At 59.8% G+C, this 12,746-nt stretch carries 12 protein-coding genes; 8 read left to right on the forward strand and 4 right to left on the reverse strand.

The genetic code is table 11. The features are described from left to right. Positions 1 to 141 precede the first annotated feature (141 nt). Positions 142 to 3,408 carry a PAS domain S-box protein gene (locus tag MRX98_RS07615; protein WP_246904778.1) on the reverse strand — a complete coding sequence of 1,089 codons (3,267 nt, stop codon included), beginning with the start codon at positions 3,406 to 3,408 and terminating at the stop codon, positions 142 to 144. Positions 3,409 to 3,641: 233 nt separating this feature from the next. On the opposite strand from MRX98_RS07615, the gene MRX98_RS07620 reads away from it, so the two are divergent. Continuing rightward, entirely contained in the window at positions 3,642 to 3,911 is a 270-nt protein-coding gene (locus MRX98_RS07620) for a hypothetical protein (protein ID WP_246904781.1), read from the forward strand. 79 nt (positions 3,912 to 3,990) lie between these two features. On the opposite strand, the gene MRX98_RS07625 is transcribed toward MRX98_RS07620, so the two are convergent. The 3 genes from MRX98_RS07625 to proC are packed head-to-tail and all read right to left on the reverse strand — an operon-like array spanning position 3,991 to position 6,000. After that, the gene (locus tag MRX98_RS07625) at positions 3,991 to 4,446 is read right to left on the reverse strand and encodes a thioredoxin family protein (protein WP_246904784.1); all 456 of its coding nucleotides are present in this window, start codon (positions 4,444 to 4,446) and stop codon (positions 3,991 to 3,993) included. Positions 4,447 to 4,459: 13 nt separating this feature from the next. Next, entirely contained in the window at positions 4,460 to 5,161 is a 702-nt protein-coding gene (locus MRX98_RS07630) for a cytochrome c biogenesis CcdA family protein (protein WP_246904786.1), read from the reverse strand. Positions 5,162 to 5,163: 2 nt separating this feature from the next. Beyond that, positions 5,164 to 6,000, reverse strand: a complete 837-nt coding sequence (gene proC, locus MRX98_RS07635) for a pyrroline-5-carboxylate reductase (RefSeq protein WP_246904789.1) — start codon at positions 5,998 to 6,000, stop codon at positions 5,164 to 5,166. Positions 6,001 to 6,445: 445 nt separating this feature from the next. Between proC and MRX98_RS07640 the strand changes: the two genes are divergently transcribed. The 7 genes from MRX98_RS07640 (at position 6,446) to MRX98_RS07670 (ending at position 12,675) form a co-directional block, all read left to right on the forward strand. Then, positions 6,446 to 7,615 carry a hypothetical protein gene (locus MRX98_RS07640; RefSeq protein WP_246904792.1) on the forward strand — a complete coding sequence of 390 codons (1,170 nt, stop codon included), beginning with the start codon at positions 6,446 to 6,448 and terminating at the stop codon, positions 7,613 to 7,615. 175 nt (positions 7,616 to 7,790) lie between these two features. Further along, positions 7,791 to 8,096, forward strand: a complete 306-nt coding sequence (locus tag MRX98_RS07645; RefSeq protein ID WP_246904794.1) for a YggT family protein — start codon at positions 7,791 to 7,793, stop codon at positions 8,094 to 8,096. 27 nt (positions 8,097 to 8,123) lie between these two features. Continuing rightward, positions 8,124 to 8,639 (forward strand): DivIVA domain-containing protein, encoded by a 516-nt coding sequence (locus MRX98_RS07650; protein WP_246904797.1) that lies wholly within the window; start codon positions 8,124 to 8,126, stop codon positions 8,637 to 8,639. Positions 8,640 to 8,794: 155 nt separating this feature from the next. Beyond that, on the forward strand, positions 8,795 to 9,877 hold the full coding sequence (locus MRX98_RS07655; RefSeq protein WP_246904800.1) for a type IV pilus twitching motility protein PilT: 1,083 nt from the start codon (positions 8,795 to 8,797) through the stop codon (positions 9,875 to 9,877). A gap of 28 nt (positions 9,878 to 9,905) precedes the next feature. Next, positions 9,906 to 11,072, forward strand: a complete 1,167-nt coding sequence (locus MRX98_RS07660; protein WP_246904813.1) for a type IV pilus twitching motility protein PilT — start codon at positions 9,906 to 9,908, stop codon at positions 11,070 to 11,072. A 23-nt stretch (positions 11,073 to 11,095) separates the two neighbouring features. After that, positions 11,096 to 11,761: an MJ0042-type zinc finger domain-containing protein gene (locus tag MRX98_RS07665; protein WP_246904816.1), complete on the forward strand. Its 666-nt coding sequence runs from the start codon at positions 11,096 to 11,098 to the stop codon at positions 11,759 to 11,761. Next, complete coding sequence (locus tag MRX98_RS07670) at positions 11,758 to 12,675, forward strand: MBL fold metallo-hydrolase (protein ID WP_246904819.1); 918 nt, start codon at positions 11,758 to 11,760, stop codon at positions 12,673 to 12,675. The genes MRX98_RS07665 and MRX98_RS07670 overlap by 4 nt, the downstream gene beginning before the upstream one ends. The last annotated feature ends 71 nt before the right edge of the window (positions 12,676 to 12,746 follow it).

The raw sequence follows: 12,746 nt of genomic DNA on the forward strand, positions 1-12,746 counted from the left end.
ACCGTCTCTTTTTTGCATTACCAACAGATTCATTTAACACATCCGGTGCCCGATGATCAATTGCCGGCATGGATGGCCGTCGGGGCGCCGCGCCGACCGACTGCCGCCGGCAGTTGAGAAGCCCGGCTTTCAACAGATCGCTTACCGCCCTAAAACGTCGCGAATTTTGGCCCGCAGCTGCTCCATGTTGAACGGCTTCTGGATGAAACCGGCACAGCCGCGCGCCAGGATCTCTTCGGCCTGCTCGCTGAGGCTGTAACCGCTGGAGAGCAGCACCTTGACGTCCTGCCGGCGTGCCTTGAGCCGGTCGAACACCAGGCCGCCGCTCATGTCGGGCATGATCATGTCCAGGATGACGAGGTCGATCCGCTTGCCCTCTTTTTCGAAAACCCGCAAGGCTTCCTTGCCGCCGACGGCCGGCAAGACGGTATAACCCATTTTTTCCAACATGTTCTGATTGACGGTCAGGATCATCTGCTCGTCATCCACCAGCAAGATGGTGCCCGATCCGGCGGCAAGTCCCGCAGCGTCGGATTGCGGGTGGTCCGGTCGGCCGTTGGTGGCGGGCAGATAGAAAAAGAAGGTGGTGCCTTCGCCCTCCCGGCTGACAAAGTCGATGGTGCCGTCGTGGTTTTTGATGATGCCGTAGGCCGATGCCAACCCCAGACCCGTGCCGCGCCCCATCTCTTTGGTCGTGAAGAAGGGCTCGAAGATGCGCTCCTGGGTGGTGACGTCCATGCCGACCCCCGCATCGGCCACGGACACCTTCACATAATGACCGGGCGAAATGCCCAGCGGCCGCGCCTCCGCCGCGGCGAGCACCACATTGTTGGTGGTTACATGGATATTGCCCCCTTCGGGCATGGCCTGCCAGGCATTGATGCACAGATTGAGCAGAACTTGCTCGATTTGACTCTGATCGGCCATCACCGGCCAAACATCGTGCTCAAGCGCCTGGAGGACCTGGATCTCCTTGCGGGTGCGGCCGAACATGCCGGCGGTGCGCTGCACCAGTTGGTTGAGATCCAGTGGCTTGACCATGTATTTGCCCCCGCGGGCAAAGCCGAGCAGCTGGCGGGTGAGGTCCGCTCCGGCGGTGACGCAGGATTCGATGTTCTTCAACTTGTCGTGGTGGGCGTGGCCGGCAGGACTTTCCAACAGCATCAGGGAAACGTTGCCCTGGATGCCCATCAAGAGGTTGTTGAAATCGTGGGCCACGCCGCCGGCCAGGGTGCCGATGCCTTCCAAACGCTGAATTTGCTGGTACTGGGCCTCAATGCGTATTCTTTCCTGTTCCGCATTGAGCCGATCGGTGATGTCCAGCACCACCCCGCGGAAACCGATCGCCTCGCCGTTGCGGTCGGTGATCAAGGCGGCGGAAGCTTCCACCGTTTTCTGCGAGCCGTCCTTGCGGATGATGGCGTAGCGGTAGAGCTTCTCCGGCTTGCCCGTGCGGCGAATGATGGCATACTTCTCCTTCATGGCCTCGGCCTGGTCGGGCGGGATGAAGCGCCGGTAATTGAGGCCGTAAACCTCCTCCGGGGGATAGCCGACCATTTCCACCAGCGGATCGTTGAAGAAGGTCAGGTTGCCGCGCAGATCCATTTCGTAATAGCCGTTGTCCATATTGGTAATAATGGAGCGGTATTTTTCTTCGCTGTTGCGCAACTCCTCTTCTTTGGATGTGCGGATTTCGATCTCGCGGCGCAACTGGGCGTTGGAGGCTTCCAGGTCGCGGGTGCGCTCCTGCACCAGGGATTCCAGGCGGGTTTGATATTGGCGCAGTTCGAGTTCCGCCTTCTTGCGATCATCGATGATGCGCAAGGAGCCGACGATTTTGACCGGATTGCCGGCTGCGTCCATTTGCAAGGCGGCGTTGATGGAGCAGTACAGGATGTTGCCCCCTTTGCCCCGCAGGCGCAATTCGTAATCATCCACCTTGCCTTGGTCGGTGATGGTCCGCACGAACCGCTCCCGCTCCCGGGGATCTTCATAGAGGGTGTTCATGGTGATCCCGATCAATTCTTCCCGGGTGTATTGAGTGAATTTGGCCACCGAAGGGCTGACCTCCAGAAGGCTGCCGTCCATGGCGGTTTCGTAATAGATGTCCTGAATGTTCTCGTAGATGGCGCGATATTTCTCCTCGCTGCTGCGCAAGGCGTCCTTCATGCGGGCGAAGGATTCGGCGGTCTCCTGGATTTCCTTGTAGGCTGAATGGGTGTCGAATTGCTGGGACAGATCCTGTTGCTTGATGGCCAGCGCCTCTTTCTCCAATCCGGCCAAGGGGCGAATGATACCACGGGCCAAACGAAATCCGACCAGGGTGGCCAGAATGGAGAGCACGATGGTGATCAGCAGATTGTGGCGCCGATTGTCCTGCAGGCTGCCCAAATAGTCGCTTTCGGGCAGATAGACGCAGATGATCCAGGGCCACTGGGTGTCCTGAAACGGAGCGAACATGGCATGATAGGACGCGCCTGCGTGGTTGAAACGGACGAAATGGGGGCCGGCAAGCAGCAGGCGGCCGTCCGGTTTGTGCTGCCAGGGTACGGCATCATAGGCCGCGCGGCTGACGGGATCCGCCAGTTCGTCGATGCGCACCAGCCGAAGATGGTCGCTGCGGTCGCCTTCCGCCTGGGTGAGTTGGGCCAGGTCGGGAAAGGCCACCACGTCCCCGTTGTCGTTGAGCATGAAGGCCCGGCCGTTCTTGCCGATGCGCAGCTTTTCGATGAACAGCGACAACTCGTCGATCTCGATGTCGACACCCACCACCGATTGGAGTTCTCCGGGTGCCCGGTAGATGGGGCCGGCGATGGTGATCCCCGGCTTCTGGGAGGTGAAGAAGATGTAAGGATCGGTCCAGACGATACTGTCGGTCGCCAACGCACGCTTGTACCAAGGCCGTTGCCGCGGGTCGAAGGCGTCAGCGGGGTCTTGCTCTTCCATGACGAAGCGGTTGCGGTCGTCACGCCAGATCAAGCGTGTTTCGCGATGTCCGTTGCTGTGGGATATGATCTTGGTTCTGAAACCATCGGGGCTGTGGGTGTCGTTGCGGCTGACATAGAAGAAGTCGCCGTTGGGCGACCCGACGTAAATACCGGCGAAATGGGGATAGATGGCCAGTTGGTCCAGGAAATAGTTTTCCAGGGCCCTCCAGTGGGACGGGGCGCTGCTGACCACCTCGGAGGCCACCAAACGCTCGGTCAGGTGGGCCGCCCCGTGGGCCAGGGAGAGGTGGTTGCGGGACTGGACGATGGTCAGATCGGCGATGTTCTGCATGATGTCCCGGGCGTGATGTAGCAGCACCTTTTCCGACGAGAGATAAGTGGATGAGGTGATGATGATCTGCGTGCCCCAGATGAGACCCAAAATTCCGATGATAAGGGTCCAGCGGATGGAGAATTTCATTGTTGCCTCGTTGCCGGCGCATCGACCGCAGCATTTGGATGGCACTTGTTTTAATAAAAGGGATGCGTGGATGGTGTTCTGATTACACAGGATTCGCCCGGCTGTCAATCAGCGGTGGGTGATGCCCGGCGGATGGGTGCCGGAGCGATTGTTCGATTGCTTGCCGGTGGCGGTGTCCCATGATATGCAACAGGCATTTGCCGACGGTCCATGGTCGGTCGGGAGACGCCAAGATGCGTTTGGATCCGCAACCGCTTTTCCGCAGGGTGATCACGCCCTGGTATGATGGCCCGGTGGCCTGCTGGGTGGTGATCGTGATGATGGCGGGGGTGCTGCTCTTCAGCATCGCCGGTATCGTTGTGGCCCGCCGCAATCCCGACTTTCACGGCCACACGTGGGTACCGGCGCTGCTGCTGCTGGCCGGTCTGTTCGTGCTCCTGTCCACGGTCGTGCGATTGCTGCGCCGTCGTTTGGGGCGCCGTGTCCGTTCCAACGGTGAATAGCGCGCACTTCGACCGCTTGTCCTTCACTTTCGGGTGGGCGGGCAGGTGAGCATTCGGGCCGAATCATCCTATCAAGAGGTTATTGCCCCTTTAGAAAATCGTTGTAACTCATGCTCAAGTAGCTGTCGGTGTGGATGTATTGCAGCAGGGGCAAGAGGCGATCAACCCCAATGAAGCCGGGCCAGTTGGCGATGGCATCGCCCCCGGCCGTGAGAAAGTGGATGTCCGGCACACCCCGGATGCCATGACGGGCGGCGATGCGCGGGGTTTTATCGGTATCGACGCGCACCGGAATATAGTTGGTGTTGATATAGGCCGCCAAAGCCTTGTCGGTGAAGGTTTCCGACTCCAGTTTGCGGCAGTACCCGCAACGGTCACTGCGAAAATAGAGCAGATATTTACGCTCCTGCCCCTGGTTTTGCCGTTCGGCCTGATCGTAGCTCAGCCATTGGATGGTTTCGGCGCCGGCCGGCGCGGCGGAAAAGGCCAGCCAACCGATCAGGGCCAGACAGATGGTCATCATTCTTATGTTCATGGTAGACAGCCTCTTAGTATCCTATCATGCTCAATTGGTTTGTCAGCAGCAGCAGGCCGGTCACGATCAGCAGCCCGCCCGCAACGATGTTGATGTAGCGCAGAACTTTGTTGGCCCGGCCGATGAATCGGATGAGAAAGTGGATTCCGACGGACAACAGCATGAACGGGATGGCAACGCCGGCAGAGTATAGGGTCAACAACCCGATGCCGCGACCTACGGTATCCTGGTTGGCGGCCAAAATCAACACGGAACCGAGCAGGGGGCCGATGCAGGGGCTCCATCCCGCCGCGAAGGCCATGCCGATGATCAGAGCCCCCAGCAGATGGACCGGTTTGCGTTGCAGATGGATCCGCTTGTCCGCTTGCAACAGGCCGATGCGCCGGATGCCCGTCAAATGCAATCCCAGTACGATGATCAGAAGGCCGCCGACGATGCGAATGGGAGTTCGCGCCTCCTGAATAAGGGTGCTGAAAAAGGCCGCTGAGGCTCCCAGGGCAATGAAAACAATGGAGAAGCCGATGACGAAAGCCAAGGTGCTGAAAAAAATGCGCCGGCGTATGGCGGCGGTTGGATCTTGGGTCAATTGCTCGATGGAGATGCCGGTGATGAAGGAAAAGTAGGAGGGCACCAACGGCAAAATGCAGGGTGAAAAGAAGGAGAGAAGGCCCGCGGTGAAGGCGGCGCTCCAGGCAATATCCTCGAGCAGGAACATGATCAGTCCTTGGTCGGGCTCGGGGTCACCCCCAGCGCTTGAGCCCGTTGGGTGGCCATTTCCACGGCATCCATCAGGATGGCCCGCAGACCCCCTTTTTCCAGGGCGTGCAGCCCGGCGATAGTGGTGCCGCCAGGTGAGGTGACACGATCTTTGAGCACGGCGGGGTGAACATTGGTCTCCAGTTGCATGCGTGCCGCGCCGGCAACGGTTTGGGCCGCCAGGCGCAACGCTTCGGCCCGCGCCAGCCCCATCTTAACGCCCGCATCGGCCAGGGCTTCGAGAATCAAGAACACGTAAGCCGGCCCGCTGCCGCTGAGGCCGGTGACCGCATCCAACAAGTGTTCGGCCGGCACTGTGACGCATTCGCCCACCGATGCGAAGATGGTCGACGCTGTTTGGCGGTCCGCCGTCGTTGCATGGGGCCCGGCCACGATGGCGGTGGCCGCCGCTTTGACGGCGGCGCAAACGTTTGGCATGGCGCGCACCAGGTGCAGTGGCTGCGCTGTGTGGACCGCGATGGCGGCCATCGGGATTCCCGCGGCGATGGAGATCACCAATTGGGTCGGACGCAGACCGGCGGCGGTTTGCCGCAACACACTATCCATGATTTGGGGTTTGACGGCGTAGATCACCACATCGGCGCGGGCAATAAGCGCTGTGTTGTCTCCCTCCGGCACCACGCCGTAGCGCTGGGCCATCTCATTGCGCCGCTCCGCGTTGATGTCCGCGCAGAGAATATTTTCCGGGTGGGTCCGACCGGTTGCCAGCAAACCGCTGATCAGGGCCTCGGCCATGTTGCCGGATCCGACGAAACCGATGATTTTTCCCTCGAGCATGATCGCCTCTGTATTGTTGTGGGGATTCAAGGACGCCCAGAGGGCTTGCCGCCCTCGTCCGCTGCAAGGCCGCTGCAGGGCACCGATGTATTTCACCCGCCGCGGCCGGTGGCGCGATGCCGGGTTGCCGCCCGGGCGAAGGGTCAATTTTAAGGGTTGGGGCGTGGTTGTCAATAAAAAATGCCTTTCGCCCCTTGACCCTGGTCGAAAGTTGCCGATAATACCTCCACAGAGGGTGCTGCCCGCTGGGACGTGTATGCCTCGTAATGTGCGTGCAATGTCTCTAATTTTCTGTAATAGTGTAAAAATTTATCGAGAATAAGGATAAGAAGATGGGCTGCATCCCACCCGCCAAGGAGATCTAGTGAATAGCAAATATAATGGCCGCAAGGTCGCAAATGGAAGCCGCATACCCTCCTCCAATAGGAGGCGCGGGCTGTTTGTTTTGATCGCATTGGTACTGTTGCTGGCCTGGCAACCCTTTGCCTTCGCCGGTAAGGCCACTTCGACCGATGATCTGGAAAAGGGCCTGGATCACCTGCTCGGTTTCGTCGCATCGGAACAAAGCGCGGAAGGCCTGGACCGTTCGGTGGTCGACGATGTGCTGCAATATGTCGAGCAATCGCCGGAAATGGCGCAGTACACGCCCCGGGAGCGGGATGGTGTGCGGGGCGCCTTTTTGTCTTATGCCGTCGAACGGCCTCTGGACGAGGTGGTGCGCTACGCTTACAACCGCCGCATTCCGGAGGGGGCCTCCAATCCATCCTCCATTCATTTCGCCCGTTGGACGTCGATCAATGGCGCATCCGACGACGCACTGCCGGACATCTGGCCGTTGCTTACGTCATTGGAACAACCGACGGTGATTCGCGGGGTGTCGCGGGAGACCATCGCCCCTGATTTACACACCGGCGCCTACTATGCTTACGATTTGCAGCGGGCCATCGTGCTGCTGCAGGACGGTTCCCGGCGGGCGGTCATCTCCCTTTCCAACCAGATCGGTCATTCGGATGTGGGGCGCAAGGGTGTCATCGTCGGCGACGATAAAGATTGGAACTACCTGTACACCGAGGCGCAGGGAGTTAATAAGGCCGGCCTCGGTTGGGTCAAATCCAGAATCTACCAATTTTTATCGGTTTGCATCTACATCGAGGACCAGGCCAGCCCGGGCATCGTCAAAATGGGGGTTTTCCAATGGCTGGGTGCGGGCTGGGCCGGCTTCAACATGGTCGACACCCACCACATCCAAAAGGGATTGGAGCGCTATGCCGTTCAGTTCAAAGCGATGATGACGGCCGATGAGATGCCCGAGCCCCAAGCCCTCGAAGCGCTCTACGATGTCCTGCACCAGTCGGACGAAGGGCTGTTGCGGAAGACGGCCTATGATGTGACCCGTCACATCCACGGTTTGGCGAAAAAGGGTGATTCGGCGCGGGAACGGCGCACCGCCGATGATGTGGACCCCCGCACCTATGTGGACGGTCTCGACCGGGAGGAGCTGGTGACGGTGATCATGCGGGAGTATGTGAAGCACCGGCTTGGTAAGGGCTCCCCCCTGGCCTCCGCTTTCTGGGTGGCGATCAAGGCCAACGGTGAGCGGCCCAAACCACTCTGATTGCGGACGGATCTCACAACCCACGAAAAACCTTGACATAATTGGTGTTTTGACACTATCTTTCCGCAGTGTTGCGCGGCGGGCCCGATTCCCGGTGTGCAAAGAGCCGCGGTGACGGGCGCAATCGCCCATCTGCCGCATACGGACCACTCACCCTCAGGAAGCCGTTGAACCCATGTTTCTTGGTCACTTTATCATCGCTCTGGCCAACATATTGAATTTGGTTCTGACCATCTATCTTTGGATCATCATCGCGAGGGCCGTCCTTTCATGGGTCAATCCCGACCCCTTCAATCCCATCGTGCGTTTCATTCACAATGTGACCGAACCGGTGCTCTACCGTGTGCGTTCAAAAGTGCCGTTGCTTTTCGGTGGTATCGATTTCTCTCCCATGATCGTTTTGTTGGCCATCATGTTCTTGAGGGGTTTTCTGGTTCAGAGTCTATACGCCTTCGGCAGTTCCATGCTGGTGGTCCATTAACCCAGATCCCATGGCAGGAGGACAATCATGCCGCTGACGCCGTTGGATATACAGCAACAACAATTCCGGGTACGATTTCGCGGGTTCGACATTCGCGAGGTGGACCGTTTTCTCGAGCAGCTGGCCGAGCACCAGTCCCGGCTGCAGGCGGAAAACAAGTCCCTGAAGGAAGAGTTGCGCCGTCTGAAGATGGAAAACCAGGGATACAAGGAGCGCGAGGAGACCTTCAAGCGAGCCATGCTCAACTCCCAGAAGGTGTTGGAGCAGATGAAGGACAATGCGCGCAAATCGGCCGAAATCATCATTGCCGACGCCGAGGTCAAAGCCGAGAAGATTCTCAATCGCGCCCACAGCCGACTTTCCCAACTGCACGAGGATATCGCGGAGCTCAAACGCCAACGCATGCAGATCGAAGTACAAATCCGCTCGGTCATCGAGTCCCACGCCAAATTGCTCGAAATCGGCAAAGAGAGCATGGACGCCCTGGACGCCTCGGACGAGAAGGTGACCGTCTTCAAACAGCCGCCGAGCACGTTGAGTTGACCAAAATCCTAAACTCCGACCCCCCCCCGGCCGATATGAGTATACGGAAAACGGAAAGCGGGTAGCTATGGGGACCAAGTGGCGGCCTTCCCGGGCGTACCATACCCGCGTTTGTCATCAATGACCGGCCGACCGAACCCACCAGGGAGTGGCGCATGGCGAAGATTGATGCCTTTTTCAAACTGATGCACGAACAGAATGCCTCGGACCTGCATTTGATGGCCGGGCAACCGCCGGCACTGCGGGTGCATGGCGACATCGAGCGGGTCAAGTACAAGGTGTTGGACAACGATGACCTGCGGGCCATGTTGTATGAAATCGCTGCCGAAGACAAAATCAAGACCTTCGAAGAGACCGGGGATGTGGATTTCGGCTATGAGATTCCCGGGCTGGCCCGCTACCGCGCCAATTTTTTCATGCAGAAAAACGGCGTCGGCGCGGTTTTCAGGGAGATCCCCAGCGCCATCATGAATTGCCAGCAGTTGGGGCTGCCGACGGTGGTCTCCAAACTGGCAACCCTGCCCCGTGGCCTGGTGATTGTCACCGGCCCCACCGGCAGCGGCAAATCCACCACCCTGGCGGCCATCATCGACGAGGCCAACCGGCAGCGGGCCGATCACATCATCACCATCGAGGACCCGATCGAGTTTGTGCACAAGAGCCAGGGCTGCTTGGTCAACCAGCGGGAGGTCGGGTTGCACACCAAGACCTTCGCGGCGGCGTTGCGCGGGGCGTTGCGCGAAGACCCGGACGTCATTCTGGTGGGCGAAATGCGCGATCTGACCACCATGAGCCTGGCCATCGAAGCGGCCTCCACCGGTCACCTTGTCTTTTCCACCCTGCACACCACCAGCGCCGCCAAAACGGTGGACCGCATCGTGGAGGTGTTCCCGGCGGAGGAACAGGGACAGATTCGTTCCACCCTGTCCGACGGCATTCGGGCCATCATATCCCAGACCCTGTTCAAGCGGATCGATAAAAAGGGCCGCATCCCGGCCTTGGAAATTCTGATTGCCACCCCGGCGGTGCGCAACCTGATCCGGGAAGCCAAATCCCATCAGATCCCTTCCATGATCCAGACCGGCAAGAAGTACGGGATGCAACTGCTCGACGACGCCATCATGGACCTGTTCAACAAGGGGCGCATCAGCGCCGATGATGCCTACACCAAGTCCAACGACAAGGGCCGTTTCCGGCCGCTGCTCAAGTCGCCGCCGACGGATTTCACCGAGGCCTAGCCCGATCCCGCCGGCACAGGGAGATGACATGAAGAAGCAGGAAATCGACCACATTCTGACCCGCATGCTGGATTCCCACAGCAGTGTATCGGACCTGAATTTTACCGTGGGCCGGCCGCTGCAGGTGGAAAGCGCCGGCGAGTTACTGCCGGTGGAGATGAAACCGCCGATTCAGAGCTTGACGCCGTTTCAGACCGAGACCGTGGCGATGAACTTGATCGACGGTAACCGCCGCCTGACCGAAACGTTGTTGCGCACCGGCTCGTGCGATCTCTCCTACAGCCTGCCCGGCAAGGCCCGGTTCCGCGTCAACATCTTCATGCAATCGGGGCACCTGTCCATCGTCCTGCGGCAATTGGAATCCAAGGTGCCCACCATCCGGGACATGCAACTGCCCGGCAGCTTCAGGGAGATGGCCCGGGAACTCAACGGCATCGTGATTTTTACCGGCGCCACGGGCACCGGTAAAACCACCTCCCTGGCCGCTATTCTGGAAGAGATCAACGAGCGGCGCCCCGTTCACGTGGTGACCCTGGAAGATCCCATCGAATACCAGCATCCCCACAAGAAGGCCACCTTCAACCAGCGGGAGCTTGGACGGGATTTCGACAGCTTCGCCAACGGCTTGCGGGCGGCGCTGCGCCAAGCACCCAAGGTGATTCTGGTGGGCGAAATGCGCGACCGGGAAACGGTGGAGATCGGCCTGACGGCCGCTGAAACCGGTCACCTGGTGCTGACTACGCTGCACACCGTGGATGCCGGCCAGACCATCAACCGTATTCTGGGTATGTTCACCAACGAGGAGGAGAAACAGGTGCGCATCCGTTTGGCCGATACGGTGCGCTGGGTGGTTAGTCAGCGGCTGCTGCCAAAGGTCGGCGGCGGCCGGGTGGCGGCCTTCGAGGTGCTGCGCGCCAACCTGCGGGTCAAGGAGGCCATTTTGCACGGTGAGTCGGAGGGCAAGACCTACTATGAGATGATGCAGGCCGGTCGTCCCTTCGGCATGGTCACCTTCGACGACTACATTGTGGATCTCTACGAGCAGGGATTGATCAACGAGGAGATCGCGCAGGCCTATGCCTCCCACAAGGCGGTCACCAGTCGGGGGATCGACCGGGTGAAAAGCGCCCGTGGCGAGGCCACCACCGACATCAAGGATCTGGAGATCGATCGCGCCTATCATCAAAAGGCTTAACCGCCGGGAAGTGGATATTTGCCATGGAAGTGGTTTGTGACAATTGCCAGGGAAAATTGAGAATCGCCGACGACAAGGTGCCGGCCGGCAAAACCGCCTTCGTCAAATGCCCTCGATGCCAGTCCCGCGTGAGCGTGAGCGGTGCGGTACCGGCACCGGAACCGGAACCGGAGGAGGCGCCCGCCTCCCTGGACGATTTGTTCGATTTTACCGAAGAGGACGGGGAGGCCTATGACGCCGCGGAGAAGCCCTTCGATTTCATCGAGGAGGAGGGCAAGACGGCCATGGTCTGCGAGGCCGATGCGCTGATCCGGGAAAAGTTGCGGCCCACCCTCGATTTGCTGGAGTACCATATCACCGAGGTGCCCAACAGTCGCGAAGCCCTCAAGAAGATGCGCTACCACACCTACGACCTGATTCTGCTCAATGAGTATTTCGATACCCGCGATCCGGATGCCAACGCGATTCTGATCTATTTGGAGCGCCAGCCCATGGAGACCCGGCGCAATATTTTCGTCACCTTGTTGACCACCCGCTATCGCACCATGGATCACATGACCGCCTTTCAGAAAAGCGTCAACATGATTCTCAATTTGCGCAATATCGATGATATCGACAAGATCCTGCAACGGGGGATGGCCGATTACGGCCTGTTCTACAAGGTGTTCAAGGAGTCCGTCGAATTGTGATCCCGGATGCAATAGAAGTTGCGCCGGGGCTTCACCGCATTCCGCTGCCGGTGGCGCTGCCGGGCTTTGCCGGGTTCATCTCCGCCTGGGCCTATACTGCGGGGCCAGTGCTGCTGGTGGACCCGGGGCCGTCGGCCACGGCCGACCACCTGCTGACGGTGTTGTCCCGCCTGGGCATCCGAAAACCCGATCTGATCTTGTTGACCCATATCCACATCGACCATGCCGGCGGCATCGGTGAACTGGCGCGGGCTTTTCCCCGCACCCCGGTGGTGTGTCATCCCAAGGCGGTCCGCCACTTGATCGAACCGGACCGCTTGTGGGAGGGATCCCTGGCCACCCTTGGAGATGTGGCGCGCCGTTATGGTCCCATTGCACCCGTCCCCGCCGCCCAAATTTTGGCGGCCGACACCCTGGCCGAGGCCCCTGTGCGGGCGGTGCCCACCCCGGGGCATGCGGCGCACCAATACAGCTACCTTGTCGATGACCTGCTGTTTGCCGGCGAAGCCGGAGGGGTGTCCATCGCACTGGCCGAGGGCGGCCACTATCTGCGGCCGGCGACGCCGCCGCCGTTTCGCTTGGAGATTTGTCTGGAAAGTATCGATCGCCTCGTCGCTCTTCAACCGCAACGCATCTGCTACGGGCATGTGGGCATGCGGGCGCAGGCCGTGCATTGGCTCAACGCCCACCGCGAGCAGCTACAGCGGTGGCACCGGTTGATCGCTGAAGGGTGCGGTCCCGGGCGCCCGGACGACGCCCGGGCGCTGGAAGCGTGCGTGGACCACCTGCTGGCCCACGATCCGTTGCTCGCTTCATGGCCCCGATTGAATGCCGATGATCGCGAACGGGAGCGATTTTTCCTGCGCAACAGTGTGAAAGGCTATTGGGACTACCAGGCGCCCAAGGCACATTGACACACCCGATCCCCATTGATCCAATGCCATTTCAGGCCATGGCGCCGCACCGCCCGTGGTTGTTTTTTACG

The sequence above is a fragment of the Desulfatitalea alkaliphila genome, assembly GCF_022968795.1.
GTDB classification, from domain to species: domain Bacteria; phylum Desulfobacterota; class Desulfobacteria; order Desulfobacterales; family Desulfosarcinaceae; genus Desulfatitalea; species Desulfatitalea alkaliphila.